Genomic DNA, 16,110 nt, shown 5'->3' with positions numbered 1-16,110 from the left:
GGTAGTGACGAGGCAGCACATCTGCTGTAACCAACGTGCCTTAACACCCCCCAGATATCATGCAGGCAAGTTGAGATCTACCCTACTTGCCTCATGTGCCTTACGGCTTCTGGTCACCCAAGATAACGACCGGCCCGCCTGTAAGGCGGCCCATCGCCGGGCCCGGCGCCACCAGGTAGAGGCCATCGCGATCGGCTTCGCCATCCTCGACGGCAAGAAAGCCGAGGTCTCCCGGGCCTGCCCGGTCTGCGGGAAGCGCTTCGTCCCAGGTCACGGGCACCGTAAGGACCAGGTCTTCGACCGGCCTTCGTGCCGGACGGCCGCGTGGCGCCGCCGTCGGGCCGAGCGGGTACGCGAAGCCGTCAACAAGGCCACGGCCGTGAACGTGTCCGAGTCGCCGACCAGCGGGAACGCTGCGGCGTTCGTCGACGGGTCGACGACGACCCCGGCGGCGGCACCTGGGCCGGCCCACCTGCAGCGCCGGCGGCTGAGCGTGGCTGCTGCGGATGCGTCGTCGTCTCGGGTGGCACACGGTGGACACATAGCCGTCATCGTGTTGTTGGAGCTCCTGGATCCGGGCCGGGTGATTCCGGCGAGCGGGGAGCCGGTCGAGCCGTCGGCCGTCCGGCAGGTTCACGCGGCTCCGTCCGATCCTGACGTTCCCGGCGACCCGGGGCCGACGACCGTGTGCGGGCGGGACACTGGTTTGATGTTGGTGGAGCACTGGCGGCCCGCTGGGCCTGGCGGGCGCTGGTTCCCGCCGAGGTGGGCGGGCCGCATCTGCCCGGTGTGCGACACGGCGGTCCGGTCCAGCTGATCTTGCGGCCTACGGGTTCGACCGGCGGCGGCCGGTTTTCGGGCCGCCGCCGTACGGAACGGGGGCCTCGTGACCGGGATCGCCGCCTGTCACGACCTTCCGAGCCGGGCCAGTACGGCCAGGAGCACAATGCCGAGGCAGGCGATCACCTTCGGGTACCGGAGGATCAACGCCAGGGGGAGTCGCCAGCCCTTCAACTGTCTCAAGGGTGGCCGCTCGCGCTGACGTTGAGCCTTGCGGATCCCCTTCGCGACACCGCGCGCGATGGAGCGCTCATCCACGGCTGTCCCCTTCCTCTAGGAGTCGCAGGGCTTCGCGTACGCCCTGTGGCAGTTGCGGGTGGTCGTGGAAGGGGCGTGCGGTGTCGAGCAGGATTTTCCAGAGCAGCCGGATGGCGGTCTCGTCGGGCTGGTCGGCTAGGAGGTCGTTCTCCAGTTGGTGGGCGGCGGCTTCCGCGACCTGGCCCAGGGTGCGCGGGATGCGGAGCAGTTCGACGGCGTCGGGGGTGCCGTGTTGTTCGGCGGGGATGCGCTGGAGAAGGTCCTGTGCGGCCACTTCGAGGTGGGCCGGGAGGAAGGTGGCGAGCGCGCGGACGGTGCTGATGGCCGGCAGCGGGAGGCGGCTGGTGGCGTGGGTCATGGGCGGGAGCGTAGTCGCCGCTGACGGTCCGTACGGCGAACTTCCGGCAGCCAACGCGGAGGCCCCGGTCCCGACCTTCAACTTGGGATAACAGGGAGGGGACCTCAGCCACCGTCCTCCCCGCGGGCGCGGGGGCGCGCGGGCACCTTCCGCTCCCACGTTCGGCAGGCTCGGCTGTGGGGTGGTGTGGCGCGCTGTTATCCCAAACAGGCCGGTAGGGTCCGGGCATGGACCCCTATGAAGTGCTCCGGGACTGGCTGGAGCACACCCCACTGGTGCAACGCACCCGCCAGGACTACGACACCGAAGTCCGCGAGTGGATCGGTTATGCCGGTGAGCACGTCTGGGCCGCTCAGCCGGTTGATGTCGCCCGCTGGGCCGGTCAAGCCCGCGCCACCCGCAGCCGCGCCCGCCGCGTCTCCTCCGTCCGCGGCTTCTACACCCACGCGCAGACCCTCAACCCCACCCAACACAACCCCGCCCTGCACTCCCTGCGGCCCAACGTCACCGAGCTGCCGCCCGGCCGACCCCCGCTCGACCCACCCACGGTGGCGCTGCTCGTCACCGCACTCGACCGCTACACCGGCCCCCAAGCCCAACGCGCCCGTGCCCTCGGCTACCTCATCCTCGGCATCCCCCACCTCCGCGCCCACCAGGCCGTCGCCCTCGACCTCACCGACCTCGTGCGCGAGCAGCACCGCCACACCCTGAACACCACGCTCAAGACCGGCGGGCGGCGCCTCATCGAAGCACCCCCCGCCGTCGTCCTCGCCGTCCACGACTACCTGCCCCACCGCAAGACCCGTCCACCGCACTCCACCACCGAGGCCGGACCGCTGCTCACCAGCAACACCGGCCGCCGCCTCGACGGCCACACCACCCCCACCGCGATCCTGCGCGCCGTCGCCGCCACCCACCCCCTCCTCGCAGGCCTCGGACGCGCCATCACCTCCGACGCACTCGCCGCCACCCCCAGCCCCTGGCCCCTCGCCCAACCGGCCGGCGCCCTACCCGACGACCGCATCATCGGCACCCCCACCCGCCTCGTCCTCCACGAACACGACCACTACCGCGGCTGGCAGGAAGCCGGCCACCTCGTCGAACTCCCCGCCACCCCCCACACCCACCGGCAGCTGCGCGAGCTCCTCACCGCCCACCTCACCTACCTCACCGACGAAGTCGCCGACATCTGGTTCGACGAGAACAAGCCCGCCCCGCACACCCGCACCTTCCAGAACTCGGCGCGCCTGCAAGCCGAACACCACGCCCTACTCGCCGGCTACCAGGTCGCCGCCCACGACGCCGACGGCACCCTCCTCGCCCGCATCGACCACCAAGGCCGCATCCACCACGGCCCCTTCGAGGCGCCCTGACCACTCCCCCGCACACCACCGGTGCGCAACGCGTTCGGGTGTACACCCGACGCCCACCCCCGGCAGGCTCCTCGAACTGCAGGCGGAGGGCGAGGTGCCCGACCGGGAAGTCTCCCACCCACCCCAACGACTGATGCACGGTCACGGCCGTCGGGTTGTTAACGAGCGTCGAGCCTCGCTGAGTAGATACACACCCGTGATCTGAGTACCCAGACGGCTGCGCCGGGCTCGCCGATCGGCGTTGGATGAGGGCATGAACGCAACATCCCCTGCCAAGGCACCCCCGGCCCAGGCGTCCTCGGGGAGGGACCGCACACGGCTCCGGGCCGTTCTGTGCGCCGCCCTCTTCGTGCCGGCGACCCTGGCGGCCGTCCTGCTGACCCTGAGCTCCGAGCGGGCATCGTACTGCCTGACATACGGGGAGCAGTGTGACTCGGGACTGCCGGAGTGGCTGTTCGGCTGGGGAGCTGGACTCGGCGCTGCGGCGCTCCTTGTCACCCTGGCCGCACCCGCCGCGCGCGTGCGGAAGATTGCGCTCGCCGCCCAGATCGTCGCGGAGGGCATGGCGTTGCTGGTCATACTCAGCCACGGGTGACCCGCGCGCGGGCCGAGGATTTACCTCGCCGCCGTGTCTCCACTTGTCGCCGACGGCGGACCCGGCAACAACGGTGGCCGCTACGAGACCACCCAGACCCGGACGTGGGGACTGGGGACCGACGGCCAACGGGTGCTCGCGAAGCTGGGCTCGACCGTCTTCGCGCTGCCGCCAGCCTGACGGCGGACCTGGGCTGGGCAGCGCTCGGAAATTCAGAGCCGCTCCGCTTCGCGGCTCGGCGTCAAAACGGCCGTTTTGACGCCGAGCCGCAGAGTGCGTGTTCTACTCCTCGCCGTCCTCGTACCACCAGGCGCTCGGGACGCGGCCGGGAAGGCGGTGGTTGATCGCGTGCTCGCCCTTGGTGCAGCCCTGGAAGGTCCCCGTGCTCTTGCGCAGCTCGTTCATCGCCGGGATGTAGTGGTCACGATGCCAGACGGATGGGCCGGTGTAGCCGCAGGTCGCCGGGTCGGTCAGCTCGGCCGGCCGGCAGCGGACAAGCGGACCGGGCAGCGAGGAGGGCCGGAGGGGAACCTCCGGCCCTCCTCGGCCTCGTTGGCCGAACCTGCTTCGTCTACCTGACGACCCAGTACTGGTTGAGGCCCCAGTTGGGCGACCACTGGTCGAGCTGTGTTCCCCAGTTCTTGTCGAAGTGGGGCTCGTCGATCACCATGCTGATGCCCGCGTTCATGCCGTTCACGTTCCACCACATGGCGCCGACGCTGTCCCCGTTGCCGGCCGACCAGAGCTGGTTGGTCCCACCGTTGCAATCCCACTGGTCGAGGCCGGTCCCTGCTGAGGTGCTCCAGGCCGGCACCTCCAGGCATTTGCCGCTGTTCAGGTTGACCAGCTGGTAGCCGGAGTTCAGCTCATTGTTGCCGTGGTAATACACGGCACTCCAGATCTGGTTGCTCCCGCCGTTGCAGCCCCACTGGATGATCGCTGCGCCGTTGGCCTGGCTGGCGCCGCTGACGTCCACGCACAGGCCGCTGTTCTCGCTCCTGAGCATGTTGTTGGTGGGATAGCCGGTCGACGCCGAGGCGGAGTTGGCGGTCGTCATCAAGCAGGCGCCGGCGAGCGCGGCGACGGAGAGAACGCGGACGGCCTTCGTGCGTATGGTCACGGAGCTCCTTCACGATGTTGTGGTGGATGCGCTGGTAGCACGTACCGACGGTAAGTCGGCGCGGGCCCCAGCCTTCCGCCGCACGACCATTGATCGCCGCGGCGGTCCTGGGTGGGCGGGTCCAAAAACGGTCGTTTTTGGACCCGCCCACCCAGGAAATTCAGGGTGCCGAGGTCTGGCCGTGCTATTGCTCGCTGTCCTCGTACCACCAGGCGCTCGGCACCCGGCCCGGCAGCCGGTGGGCGATGGAGTGCTCGCCCTTGGTGCAGCCCTGGAACGTCCCACTGGACTTCCGCAGCTCGTTCATCGCGGGGAGATAGTGGTCACGGTGCCAGACGGAGGGGCCGGTGTAGCCGCAGCTGACAGGGTCGGTGAGTTCCTGCCAGGCCAGCCACAGGCCGTGCAGCCAGAGCACGGCGTCCTGGTGTTCCAGCCATCGGTGGCACCAGCGGGCGTCGGCGGAGGCCTCGCCGAGGTAGCCGGGCACCAGGACTCCCTCGACCCACTCGGCGAGTGCACGCAGCTCCTCGTCGCGCAGGTCGCCTTCGAGCAGCGCGATGAACGGCGGGTACTGCCACTCGTCCTCTTCGCTCTCCGGCTCGCCGTCTTCGGGCGCCTCTTCCTCGTCGGCGTCCTCGCCCGTGGCCTCGTCGGCGCCGGCGGCCAGCGTCTCCCGGATGCCTTTGAGCTCCGCCGTCAGCTTGGCGACTTGGGCCTTGAGGTCTTCGACGTCCTCCTCGACGGCGGCTGGCGGCCTCACGGGGCCGGTGGGGATGTCAGCCACGGCGCGCCGCCCGGCGCTGCTCGTAGGCGGTGATCGCGCGCCCGGTGATGGCCTTCTCCTCGGCGGCCATCTCCTCGCCGAGGTGGGCCATCGAGTCCTCCTCGTACCAGGGCCTCAGTGCGATCTGGGCGACCGGCATGCCGGTGGACATCAGCAGGGCGGTGCCGCGCTTCATCGCGCGGATCTCGGAGGGTTCCAGGATCTGCTCGCGGTGCTCGCTGACGGAGGTGGAGCCGCCGTCGCGGCTCTTGGAGTAGGAGCCGCGGGTGATCTCGTGGTTGCCGACCAGCGAGGCGACGTCCGCGCAGAACTTCGGGTCGTCCAGGCCGACGCCGATGATCTTCTTCGTGGCCGCACCCCACATCGCGTCCATCCCGACCTCCCCCCACGCCTTCACGCCCTGGCGGTAGGACTGGAGGATCGTGACCGGGGTGATGCCGCGGGAGCCGAGGTGGGAGTAGAGGTCGGGCAGGTCGGCAATGCGGCAGATGTTCGCGGCCTCGTCCAGGATCGCGCGCATCGGCTCGGGCAGGCGCCCGCCGTGGCGTTCGCCGGCCTCCGACCCGGCGGTGAAGACGGCGTCGGCGAGGGCGGCGACGACGGCGGAGGCCGCGCCGCCCTTCTTGCTGAGCAGGTACAGGGTGTCCCGGCTGAGGACGAACTCCTCGGGCCGGAACTGCGGCCGGTGCTTGTCCGGCAGCACCCAGGCGAGGACCTGCTCGTCACGCAGCGCGCTGACGGCGGTTCGCGCGTTCTGGTACAGGCCGGACTGGGTCTCCTCGGCGATGTTGATGGAGCTCTCGACCTGTTCGGCGAGGATCGGCTCGTGCTGGTGGAGGATCCGCAGCGGCGCCCGCTCGTTGGGATCGGCGATCCACTTCATCACGTCGCGCATGTCGGCGCCGTCCCACCAGGCGGCGCGGAGATAGCCGACGAGGATGTCCTGGGCACCCTGGGACCAAAACGGGTCGGCCTGCTCGCTGGTGATCTGGTTGATGAAGTGGGAGGCCAGGCGCTCGGCGCGGTCGATGGTCTCGGCCTCGGCGACGATGTCCCACCACCAGGTGCGCTCGATCTGCGCGACGCCCTGGGTGTCCATCCCCCAGGCCTGGCCCATGCGACTGCGGGAGGTCAGGGTGGCGGCGTAGACGTCGGGCTTGTTGCTGGTCATCAGGAGCGCGGCCGGCGCCTCCTCGGCGACCGGGATGGCGATCGCGGTGGACTTGCCGGCACGGGGGGCCATCAGCGCGAGGTAGGTGTCCTCGTCGGACCCGCGGAGCTCGACCTTGGTCGGCATGTGGTTGCCGAGCAGCACTCCGCGGTCGGCCGCCTTGACCTTCTTGGGCTTGGTGCCCTTGAGGGAGGCGCGCAGGCGGGTGGCGGTGCGGGCGGCGCTCTTGGGGGTGAGGTCGCGCACCTGGTGCAGGGTCGCCAAGTGTGAGGCGTTGCGGAACCAGCGCAGGCTGATCCACAGGCCCCACACGATCGCGGCGACGACAGCCAGATCGAACATGGCCGCGCCGATGCCGGAGGCGACCGGCGAGTGCGGCCACACCGAGTTCCAGTCGGAGGCCATGTGAAAAACGGTCACCGGGTTGAGCGGGGCGACCTCGTTGCCGGTCACGGCGGCACCGGCCGCAGCCCCGGCCCAGGTGGCGGCCGAGAGCACCACGGCGCCGCCGAAAAGCACGCCTCCCGCCGCCCAGTTGCGGTCGCTGTCGGTCATCATCGGCTGTCGCCCCCCGGCGTGGTGTTGTTGTCGGTGCGGTAGAGCCGCGTTTCGGTCGGGGTGAGCGCGGTCGCCGCGGCGATGCCCGGCCTCGTCCCGATTTTGATCAAATATTTGCCGCGGCCGGGGTGCACCTGGTCGCTGGTGTCGAGTCCGGTGGAGGTGGCGGACGACCAGGACTCGATCATCATGCGTTCCTGCTCGGTGAGCGCCCGCTTGCCGGTGACCCGGTTCAACTCCTCCGCGGTGCTGGCACCGATGACCCAGGTGTCGCACCGGTCCATCAGGCCGCGGGCCTTTGCCCGGTCCTCCTCGGTGGGGAGGGACTCGGCGTCGAGGAGGGAGTGCGTGACGTAGATGGTGACGTCGTCCGTGGTCCGGTTCAGGCGGCTGATCGAGTCCATGGAGTCCACCAGGCCGGGGCCCGACCTGAGCGCGCGCCACATCTCGTCCATCGGCAGCACCAGCTTGCGGTCCAGCAGACCGATGCTGCGGGCACTGTCGATGCTGGAATAGGCGTACGCCCAGGTGGCGATCATTCCGGCGGAAACGACCGCGTTGCCGCGTGCTCGCAGGCTGGAGATGTCCACGGACACCGCTGGCGCGTTCAGGTCCAGCGCCTTCGTGGTCGGACCGTCGAACATGCCGCGCAGCGGTCCGCCGGTCAGGTTGTCCAGCCCCGCGATGACGCTGCGGGTGAGCTCCATGTAGGCGTCGCCGCCGCTGACGGCGAGTTTGGCCAGCAGGGGCTCGGGCGCCTGGCGGAGCACGGCGATCACGTCCGGGATGATCGGGTCCTCGCCCGGTGAGGCGTCGTCGGCCAGCTGCACCGCCAGATTGAGCGCCGAACGCTCGATCTCATTCGGCGCCCGACCGAGCCCGTTCTTCGTGCTCAACAAGGCGCCGAGGGTCTCCAGGCGGCGGCCGTTGAGGACGTCGAGCAGCGCGGTGCGCCGATCGACGGACAGGGTCGCGACGGTGTTCTTCAGCGGTCCGCTGTCCAGCGGATTGATCCGGCCGATGCCGTCGCCGATGCGCACCACGCTGCCGCCCAGCTCGCTGATCAGGGTGTTGTACTCGCCCTTGACGTCGGCCGGTACGCACACCATGAACCCGAACGCGCAGTACACGAGGCAGACCCGCTTGACCAGGGCGGATTTTCCCGCGCCCGGCTGCGACATGACCCACACGCCCGGGTTGGTGGTCAACTTGCCGGTCCAACCGGACGGGTCGATGCACACCAGCTCCCCGGTCAGCACGTCGCGACCGACCGGCACCCCGCGCGGCGGAAGCCCGCTGCCGAGGAGAAACGGGTACAGACCGGCCACCTGGGTGGACGGGCCGGTGTAGACCGTGCCGGCGTCCTCGACCACCGCCCTACCGCCGAACCGCCCGCCCCAGCCAAGGCGTGGGGCATAGACCCGTCGGCGCCGCTTCTCCTCGCCGCGCTGCTCGCGGTCCGGCAGTTCGGATCCTGCGGGATCCAACCGGCGGGGCGTCGTCACTACCGCTTTGCGTGCCATGTCCAAGCCCCTCTTACTTCACCAGCGGGTTGTAGCCGATCGGAAGCGAGGCCGCGAAGGTGGCGGCCTGCGCGCCGAAGGCAGGCCTCATCCGGATACCGCGGGTCGCCTTCACAGCACGCTCAAGGTCCTGACGGGCGGCGGGCAGCTCGGCGGCGCTGCGGGCCGTGGTGGTGACGATGAGAGTCCAGTCCACGACCTGTGCACCGCTGGCCGCCTGGGCCGCGGCCTTCTCCGCGCGCTGCAGGTCGGCCTTCTGGGACCAGCGCGCCCGCCGCTTGGTCTCGGCCGTCGCCGCCGCCCGGTTCTGGGCATTGGAGATCTCGCGCTCCAGGACCTGCTCGCCCTCGTGCGGGTCCAACACCCGGTAGGCGATGGTGATCCGGCGCTGGAACCGACCGGGCGACAACAGGGGCAGCAGGACGCTGTACGGAATGGGGCGGCGCGGCATCTCACGCAGGACCCAGCTCACCGAGACGGCGCCGTCGTGCGCGTACTCCTCGAAGCCGTCGTCCGCCGCAACCGGTCCGCACTCGCCCCACTGGAGCTCGGCGAACTCCTCGTCGCGCGCGTGGAAGACGTCCGGATCGTAGGCGCTGCGCACGATGCGGCGCAGGTCGGTGGCTGTGGTGCGCCGGTAGATGTCGGTGCCGGTGCCACTCAGGTCGAGGCCGTCCACCACCCTCAAGGTTTCGGCGACCTTCTCGGCGAGGTCCTGGGGCGGGTTGGCGGTGGCCATCGGGTCCACGGTCACGCTCATCCACGGCGCCACCGAGGCGGTGGCGCGCGGTGTGGTCCGCACGAGCTCGTCGATCGTGTCGAGAGCCAGCTTCGGGGCGTCGTCGCGCCGGCGGGCCTTGACGTCGTCGCCCAGGGCCTCGCCGGCTCCGGGGGTGATCTGGATGGTGACGGAGGCGCCCTTGATCTGCTCGTCCGTGCTCATGGCGTCGAGCACGGACGACCAGGTGCGGATGCTGCTGCGCACGGCGCTGGTCGGGGCCATGAGACTGCCGCCGGGGGCAAGCAGCGTCGTGACCGTCATCCAGTCGGTTGCGCGGTCGTGGACGACGCCCACCCGCTTGCCGGTCATGGGGTCGTGAGCGTCGATCAGCGCCGAGGAAGCGCCCACGCCGGGCAGGTCCAGCGCGTAGGGGTGCGGCAGCAGCACCTGGCGGTAGGACGTGGCGTCCGCTCGGGATGCGCGCTTCCAGGCGAGGCGGGCCCCGTAGTAGTTCAGGGCGGGCATGCCGTGGCGGCGCGCGGCGGCCAGGCCGGCCACCACGGCGGTGGCCGGCAGGGTGACGAGCAGGGTCGCGTGCTGGGTCGCGCCGATGAGGCCGTCCGCGGTCAGTGCGACGGCCACTGCGATGGTCGCGGTCTTGCTCATGTTGCCGAAGCCGAACGGGCTGCGGGCCCGGAAGCCGTCCACCCGCAGCCCGTCGGGCACCTCGTGTGCGCTCACGTGTTGTTCCCGCCTCCCATCTCGTTTCCGGCCTTCTGGATGCCCTGGTTGACGCCGTCCAGGATCGCGATGCCAGCCCCGACCGGTCCCAGTCCCGCCGTAGCGCCTGTGGTAGCGGCCTGGGTCGTTCCGGCCTCCGCGACCCCCGTTCCCACTCCCGTGCCGGCCTCGACGCCCGCTCCGGTACCCGTGCCCGTCGCGGACGGGACACCGGCATCCGGCGCGGGAGCCTGGTTCGGCACCTGGGCTGCCTCGGTACGGGATTGCTGGGCGAGCGCGTCGCTCCCGGCGCTCTCCTCGGCGCCGCCGCTTTCGTACTTGGGCATGGTCTGCTCAACGTGCTTGGCGTGGTCCACGGGGTTGGCCGGCGCATCTCCTCCATCGCCCCCGCCGCCACCGGCACCGCCGCCACCACCGGCGCCGCCGCTACCACCGAAATGCTTCGCACCGAGGCCAGCCACCGCACCGATGGCACCGCCGACGGCCATACCCGACCCCATCTCGGCACCCAACGGCGCAAAAACCTTGGTCAGCGGGCCGGGGGCGAGGATGCCGAGAATCAGCGTGGCGACGCCGCGCATCCACTCGGCCGCAGTGGTGGCCTTGCCGAACTCCGAGAATCCGACGCAGATGATGATGGCCAGGATCGGCTTGTAGATGATGATCACGAAGATGCTGGTCATCAGCCGCGGTGCCCACTGACGGGTCGTGTCCCCGCCGACCCGGCCAGCACCGGCGATCGGCAGGAGCAGGCACTGAATGGGGATCGCGCTCTGCCGCAGGAAGACCAGCGCCAGCTGGACCGCGCCGACGATCAGCAACAGGATCAGGCCGGAGGCGACCAGCGTCGGGTTGGGGATGCCGTCAGGCACCAGGACCTTCGCGATGCGGTCGTAGGCGGCGTCGTCGCTGCCGAAGACCGTGTTGACCAGTCCGGTCGTCATCTCGTCGCCTGCTTCGAGCAGCATCGCCACGAGCGAGATGCCGAGCGTGCACAGCAGGACGTTCTGCAGCCATCCGACCGCGGCCCGGCCCAGGTGTTTGGCTTCGCCGGTGACGGCCATTTTGCCGACCTGCCACATGAAGCCGCCCGCCGCGAAGACGAGACCGAGCCACGTCAGCATTCCCGTCAGAGTTGCCTTCCCGTCGAACAGACCGGTGGCCCGCAGGTCGAGCGACGGGCCCCGCAGCGCGAGGGTGAGGACCGTCTTGATGAGCCCCTTGGCGAGGTCCTCGCCGCTCTTGAGCATGTCTCCGACCAAGGAGTTCCAGACGTTCTGATACTCCTTTTTGATCACCTTCTCGGCGACATGGCCGATCTCTTTGCAGATCGCGTCCGCGCCGAAGAAGCCGACGATGCTGGTGCCTGCGACGTCGCACAGTCCCCGGATCCCGGTGCCGATGACGCCGTCCGCGGCGGCCGGCTGCGGCGCGACCACCGTCTCCTGCACGACGACTGCGCCGAACAGGGCCGCGAACGTCAGCAGCAGAGCAGCCAAACGGCGTATCACGACGCCTGCCTGATCGCGGTCCACCCGGCCTCATTGAACCTGGCGTCGCCCGGCGCTGCGATCGTGGGCGACTGCTGCCCCCGGGTCTGGGCCACCGCGTCGCTGGAGGCCTTCACGCTCAATTTCCAGTCGGTGTCTTGCCAGACGGCGCCGAGCGCGCTCACGACGTAGGAGTCGTTCTCCGGTGACATCTCCCCGGCCTTCGAGCTCACCTTGGTCAGCAGGTAGGCGGTCACCTCACTCGGGGACGACTGAATGACCTTGAACCCCACAACGTTGGCGCGCACGAACGCACCGGACGGCAGGGGACCGCTCGCCGGCAGTCCGAGGTCCGCCCTGTTCTGCGCGTCGGTCTGCGAAGCCTTCTCCCGGAGTTTCGCCTCGTTCGCGGGGTTCTGGTCGGCCGCGGCCAGGTAGGTGTTGTAGATGGCCAGTTGCTCGTCGAGCATGCCGCGCTGGTTCTGCATGTTCGTCGCGGTGGCGGCAACCAGCAGCGCCACCGCACCGTCCGTGGTGTTCGGGAACCCGGTTGTGTTGCCGCTGGCGGCGGTCTGGGAGCCGCGCGGCAGCGCCGCCCACCGCGCCGGCTCCGTCCAGTTCGCCGGGATGCTGTAGGTCGACGTCGCCGCAGGCGGCGCGGGCGCTTGCGAACTCGCCCCCGGCGACACCGAGGGCGAGGGCGAGGCCGTGCTGCTGCCCTGGCCCGTCACGGGCCCGTCGTGGTCGCCGCCCGTCAAGGCCACGTAGGCGGTCAGCCCCAGCACGGCGGCCAGCGCCACACCGGAGCCCCACACCGTGGCTCGGCTGATCCTGCTCCCCCTGCCGCGCATGCCCGTCAGCCCGCGATTCCGTTGAGGATCGCGATCAGCGAGCCGCTCAGCAGGATGGCGGCCACTCCAGCACCCATCCACTTGAAGGGCTCGCTGCCGCCCCCGTGCCTGCTCTTGTCGGACATCACCAGCTTGTAGACGCCGAAGCCGACACCCCCCACGCCGACCAGGACGAGCACCCACAGGCCGTAGCCGAACAGGGTGGAGACCGTCCCGTCAACCCCGGGGATCTTGGTCGGCTTGGCATTGGGGATCAGATCCCCCGGCTTCGGCGAGGGCTTGTCGTCGGCGAGAAACACCGTGGTGATCACCTTGTTGAGCATCACTTCGTCCCTTCCATCTGGCGGCACAACTTGGCCGCAGCGCGTGCCACATCGGCGTTTTTGAGTGCGTCCTCGGGAGCCTCCACCGCGCGAAGCACGGGCAGGTAGGGCACGTGGGCGGTCCCGGCCAGACGGTCACTCAGGGCCCTTAGCCGGTATCGGGCCGCCGGCACCGCGGAGGCGGGCACATCCGCCACCAGCACCAGCCACGGCCGCGGGACCCCGGGCGACCACGCCCTGACCATCCGCTCGACGGCCAGGGCGCCAAAGACCGTACTTGGCGCGACGAGGACGGGCAGCGCCCCGTACGGGATCGGCTCGCCTGGCTGCAGGACCCGAGCCCGAGCGCCGTTGCCGTGTACACCATCGAGCATCGCCGTGACGGTGGCCACGACGATGTCGTATCCGTGCACGGGGATCAGCCCGTACCGCAGCGCCGCCAGCGGTTCACGCACGGACACTTCCGGCACCTGATCGGTCGTCATATCGCAACATCCCCCCTTACACCTGCGTCGCTAGAAACATCCTGGGCTCCTGGGAGTACAGAGACTAACGTGAGCGAGCGACAACTTTGAGTAGCATTTTTTGAAGTCGGAGGACCCGTGTCCCGGTTCGACGCTGCGCGAGCGCGCGCGCTTCGCCTCAACTCCGGTGTGGGCTTTGAGGATTTGGCACTTCTGGCCGGGGTGAGCCCCAATACGATTCGCAATGCTTTGGAGGGCAAACACAACCCCTGGCCTCGGGTTGCCGCAGCGATCGCCCGGGCCCTCGGGGTCCCTGCAGCCGAACTGTCACTAGCCTCGGGGCCGTTGACTCTGCGTGACATCAGGCACCGTCTCGGGCTCGCACAGAAGGACATCGCCACGCGCGTCGGCGTCTGCCGACAGATGGTCTCCCGAGTCGAGCGCGGTGTCGGCGGTGTCGGCGCACCGGAGCACTGGGCTCGGGCCTACGGACTGACACTCAAACAGTGGTTACGGGCTCATCAGGCATCTCAGAAGTCTGCTCTCAAAAGGGTCGAAGAGCGGATAAAGAACACCACGGGGGGCAAATGAACAAGCTTGCGGCAGGCATCGGCGCTGCCATACTCGCGGCATTCGTCATACCGCTCCTGCTCGTCGCCTACGTCGTGACGTCCGTCATCTCCGGCCAGGAGAGCGCCACCGCGGCAGGCGTCTCCACCTCTCTGACCGGGGTACCGGACGCCTACAGGCCCTGGCTCGCCAAGGCATCCGAGGCATGCAAGTACCCTGCACTCTCCCCGGCGCTGCTCGCCGCCCAGCTCGATACGGAGAGCGGTTTCAATGCCAACGCCCGCAGTCCTGCCGGTGCCGAGGGGCCCGCGCAGTTCATTCCGGGCACGTGGGCCACCTGGGGGCGCGATGACGCCGGTGACGGCCATCCTTCCCCGTTCAACATCGCCGATGCTGTCATGGCCCAGGGGCGATTCATGTGCAGCCTGCTCGGGGACGCCCAGAGCTCCGGCATCCCCGGGGACGTCCGCGGGTTGGCGCTCGCGGGATACAACGCCGGCTGGGGCCCGGTCGCCCAGCATCACGGCATCCCGCCCTACGCCGAGACCCAGAACTACGTGACGACCATCCTGGCCGCCGTGCCGAAGTTCCAGGGCGGCGCCACCACGGCCACACAGGTGACCGGCACCGGCACCGGCCCCGACGCCGTGCGCAGGGCCCAGACCCAGCTGGGTCTGCCGTACTCCTGGGGTGGCGGCAGTCCGGCCGGCCCGTCCACGGGCTTCTGTGACGGCGTCAACGGCATACGCAACGGGGTGTGCCTGGCACAGACCACCGTGGGCTGGGACTGCTCCAGCCTCGTGCAGTACGCCTACTGGCCCACCCGACAGCTGCCGCGCACCGCGGCCGAGCAGTACTCCGCCACCTCGGACCATCCCGTCGCCCGGGCCAACCTCCAGCCCGGCGACTTGCTGTTCTGGAGCAACGCCCACGGCATCTACCACGTCGCCATCTACGCCGGGAACGATCAGATGGTGGAGGCACCGAAGACGGGAGACGTCGTCAAGGTGGCAACGCTCGACGCCATGCCCGCCGGGGACTATTACGGCGCGACCCGCCCGTAACCGGCCACCGATCACGACCCGACCGGCCAGCCAAAGACCGCCGCACCCCCAGGATCTCATGGCGCGGGCGGCTGGCGTCAAAGCTTCACCCCTTCGTGGGAAGGACACACAGATGGGCCCCTTCGCTCGACGAGCGAAGGGGCCCATCTAGCAGCCGACAGCCGCTGCTAGCGCTTGCGTGCGGCAGTCGGAGCAGGCCCGGGTGCTCGGTGCGGAGCAACCGCGGGCGTGGTGGGCGCCGCGCTCTTCGCCGGCGTCTTAGTAGGGCCCATCGTCACCGATCCCGCCTTCGCGGCAGCCGGGACCACGCCGCCCGCCGCCACCTCCTCCCCGGTCGGCTTGAGCAGCGCCGCGTTGGTGGCCTGCACGAGCCGGGGGACGAGATCCGAGGCCGATCCCTTCGCCCACTCCTGATCGCGCATCAACCGCGGCAGGTGGTCGCCGGGCTTGAGTCCCTCATCCTCCATCTTCGCCATCCGGGCCGCCAGCAGCGGCCACTGGCGCGCGTTGACCAGCAGTGCGGCCTCCCGTTCCTTGCCCGGCATCGCCTCCTGCACCATCCGCACGAACCGGGCGTTCTCACTGGCGCTGACACCGACCTGCGCCAACGCCTTCCCGCGGTTCGACAGGTCGAGATCCTTGGGGATGTCCAGACCCGTCGTCAGCGGCCCCCAGGACCGCTTCGCATCCCGACTCGGCGCAACCACGGGCGCCTTGCCCGTCTCCATCACGCGGGCAACGGCCTGGTCCACGCCCGCTCCCTCGGCGTGCGCGGCCACCAGAATCTGGCGCACATCAACCCCGCGCTCATGCAACTGGCGCATCGTCTGAGCGATCTCCGGCCACCCCGGCGACGACAGGATCGCCTCGCGCACCGGACCGGCCGGCATGGTCTCGCGCAGCAGGCTCGCCCACTCCTCGTTGCCCTCAGCCGCGATGCGGCTGGCGTTCGCCGCAACCGCATCGCGGACGCTCACGGCGATCTCGCCGACCCGCGGCAGAAGCTCGCCCAGATCGACGCCCGCGCGCCGCAGCGCGACCAACTGCTGCGCCATCTGCGGCCAGTCGGCGCCGGACATCAGCGCCATCGTGATGTCCGGCGGCATCACGGTCTTGAGCTCGCCCGCCGCCTCCGGCACCGCCACGTCCGCCGGCGGCAGCTTCGACTCCTCCTTGCCCGCCTTCTTCTCCGCATCGCGGCGCACCGCATCAGCGATCATCAGGATCAGGCGGACCGCCATGGTGGCCGTCGTCGCGGCCTCGCTGGCCGCTTCGGCGACCGGCTCCGGACCGTGCATTCCTGGTG

General features: G+C 69.9%; 18 protein-coding genes. 5 read left to right on the top strand and 13 right to left on the bottom strand.

Annotated features, from left to right (window positions below):
* Nucleotides 1-906 precede the first annotated feature (906 nt).
* Entirely contained in the window at nt 907-1,098 is a 192-nt protein-coding gene (locus tag KV557_RS24965) for a hypothetical protein (RefSeq protein WP_218203712.1), read from the bottom strand.
* Nucleotides 1,091-1,456 carry a hypothetical protein gene (locus KV557_RS24960; RefSeq protein ID WP_218203711.1) on the bottom strand — a complete coding sequence of 122 codons (366 nt, stop codon included), beginning with the start codon at nt 1,454-1,456 and terminating at the stop codon, nt 1,091-1,093. Before KV557_RS24960 ends, KV557_RS24965 begins: the two co-directional genes overlap by 8 nt.
* Before the next feature lie 227 nt (nt 1,457-1,683).
* Here KV557_RS24960 and KV557_RS24955 point away from each other — a divergent pair, with 227 nt between their 5' ends.
* From KV557_RS24955 to KV557_RS24945, 3 genes are all read left to right on the top strand, one after another.
* Complete coding sequence (locus KV557_RS24955) at nt 1,684-2,829, top strand: site-specific integrase (RefSeq protein WP_218203710.1); 1,146 nt, start codon at nt 1,684-1,686, stop codon at nt 2,827-2,829.
* Between the two features lie 253 nt (nt 2,830-3,082).
* Nucleotides 3,083-3,424, top strand: a complete 342-nt coding sequence (locus tag KV557_RS24950) for a hypothetical protein (RefSeq protein ID WP_218203709.1) — start codon at nt 3,083-3,085, stop codon at nt 3,422-3,424.
* Between the two features lie 33 nt (nt 3,425-3,457).
* The gene (locus KV557_RS24945) at nt 3,458-3,604 is read left to right on the top strand and encodes a hypothetical protein (protein WP_218203708.1); all 147 of its coding nucleotides are present in this window, start codon (nt 3,458-3,460) and stop codon (nt 3,602-3,604) included.
* Nucleotides 3,605-3,706: 102 nt separating this feature from the next.
* Here KV557_RS24945 and KV557_RS24940 read toward each other — a convergent pair whose 3' ends face one another.
* From KV557_RS24940 to KV557_RS24895, 10 genes are all read right to left on the bottom strand, one after another.
* Complete coding sequence (locus KV557_RS24940) at nt 3,707-3,898, bottom strand: DUF4913 domain-containing protein (protein WP_256177915.1); 192 nt, start codon at nt 3,896-3,898, stop codon at nt 3,707-3,709.
* 97 nt (nt 3,899-3,995) lie between these two features.
* A complete protein-coding gene (locus KV557_RS24935; protein WP_218203707.1) occupies nt 3,996-4,544 on the bottom strand; it encodes an RICIN domain-containing protein in 549 nt (182 codons plus the stop codon).
* 184 nt (nt 4,545-4,728) lie between these two features.
* Complete coding sequence (locus KV557_RS24930; RefSeq protein ID WP_218203706.1) at nt 4,729-5,304, bottom strand: DUF4913 domain-containing protein; 576 nt, start codon at nt 5,302-5,304, stop codon at nt 4,729-4,731.
* 16 nt (nt 5,305-5,320) lie between these two features.
* Entirely contained in the window at nt 5,321-7,057 is a 1,737-nt protein-coding gene (locus KV557_RS24925) for a type IV secretory system conjugative DNA transfer family protein (RefSeq protein WP_218203705.1), read from the bottom strand.
* Entirely contained in the window at nt 7,054-8,580 is a 1,527-nt protein-coding gene (locus tag KV557_RS24920) for an ATP-binding protein (protein ID WP_218203704.1), read from the bottom strand. The genes KV557_RS24925 and KV557_RS24920 overlap by 4 nt, the downstream gene beginning before the upstream one ends.
* Before the next feature lie 13 nt (nt 8,581-8,593).
* On the bottom strand, nt 8,594-10,042 hold the full coding sequence (locus KV557_RS24915; RefSeq protein WP_308130058.1) for an SCO6880 family protein: 1,449 nt from the start codon (nt 10,040-10,042) through the stop codon (nt 8,594-8,596).
* Nucleotides 10,039-11,577, bottom strand: a complete 1,539-nt coding sequence (locus tag KV557_RS24910) for a hypothetical protein (RefSeq protein WP_218203703.1) — start codon at nt 11,575-11,577, stop codon at nt 10,039-10,041. The genes KV557_RS24915 and KV557_RS24910 overlap by 4 nt, the downstream gene beginning before the upstream one ends.
* Nucleotides 11,550-12,332 carry a hypothetical protein gene (locus KV557_RS24905; protein ID WP_218203702.1) on the bottom strand — a complete coding sequence of 261 codons (783 nt, stop codon included), beginning with the start codon at nt 12,330-12,332 and terminating at the stop codon, nt 11,550-11,552. Before KV557_RS24905 ends, KV557_RS24910 begins: the two co-directional genes overlap by 28 nt.
* A 56-nt stretch (nt 12,333-12,388) precedes the next feature.
* Entirely contained in the window at nt 12,389-12,706 is a 318-nt protein-coding gene (locus KV557_RS24900) for a hypothetical protein (RefSeq protein WP_218203701.1), read from the bottom strand.
* On the bottom strand, nt 12,706-13,191 hold the full coding sequence (locus KV557_RS24895) for a hypothetical protein (RefSeq protein ID WP_218203700.1): 486 nt from the start codon (nt 13,189-13,191) through the stop codon (nt 12,706-12,708). Before KV557_RS24895 ends, KV557_RS24900 begins: the two co-directional genes overlap by 1 nt.
* Nucleotides 13,192-13,308: 117 nt before the next feature.
* On the opposite strand from KV557_RS24895, the gene KV557_RS44925 reads away from it, so the two are divergent.
* Together KV557_RS44925 and KV557_RS24885 are read left to right on the top strand one after the other, a co-directional pair.
* Nucleotides 13,309-13,761 carry a helix-turn-helix domain-containing protein gene (locus KV557_RS44925; RefSeq protein WP_218203699.1) on the top strand — a complete coding sequence of 151 codons (453 nt, stop codon included), beginning with the start codon at nt 13,309-13,311 and terminating at the stop codon, nt 13,759-13,761.
* The gene (locus tag KV557_RS24885) at nt 13,758-14,804 is read left to right on the top strand and encodes a C40 family peptidase (RefSeq protein WP_218203698.1); all 1,047 of its coding nucleotides are present in this window, start codon (nt 13,758-13,760) and stop codon (nt 14,802-14,804) included. Before KV557_RS44925 ends, KV557_RS24885 begins: the two co-directional genes overlap by 4 nt.
* A gap of 167 nt (nt 14,805-14,971) precedes the next feature.
* On the opposite strand, the gene KV557_RS24880 is transcribed toward KV557_RS24885, so the two are convergent.
* Nucleotides 14,972-16,102, bottom strand: a complete 1,131-nt coding sequence (locus KV557_RS24880; protein ID WP_218203697.1) for a hypothetical protein — start codon at nt 16,100-16,102, stop codon at nt 14,972-14,974.
* Nucleotides 16,103-16,110 lie beyond the last annotated feature (8 nt).

The organism is Kitasatospora aureofaciens, from assembly GCF_019192735.1.
Taxonomy (GTDB): domain Bacteria; phylum Actinomycetota; class Actinomycetes; order Streptomycetales; family Streptomycetaceae; genus Kitasatospora; species Kitasatospora aureofaciens_A.
The sequence above is the reverse complement of the archived record's forward strand: the minus strand, read 5'-3'. Positions and strand labels throughout refer to the sequence as shown.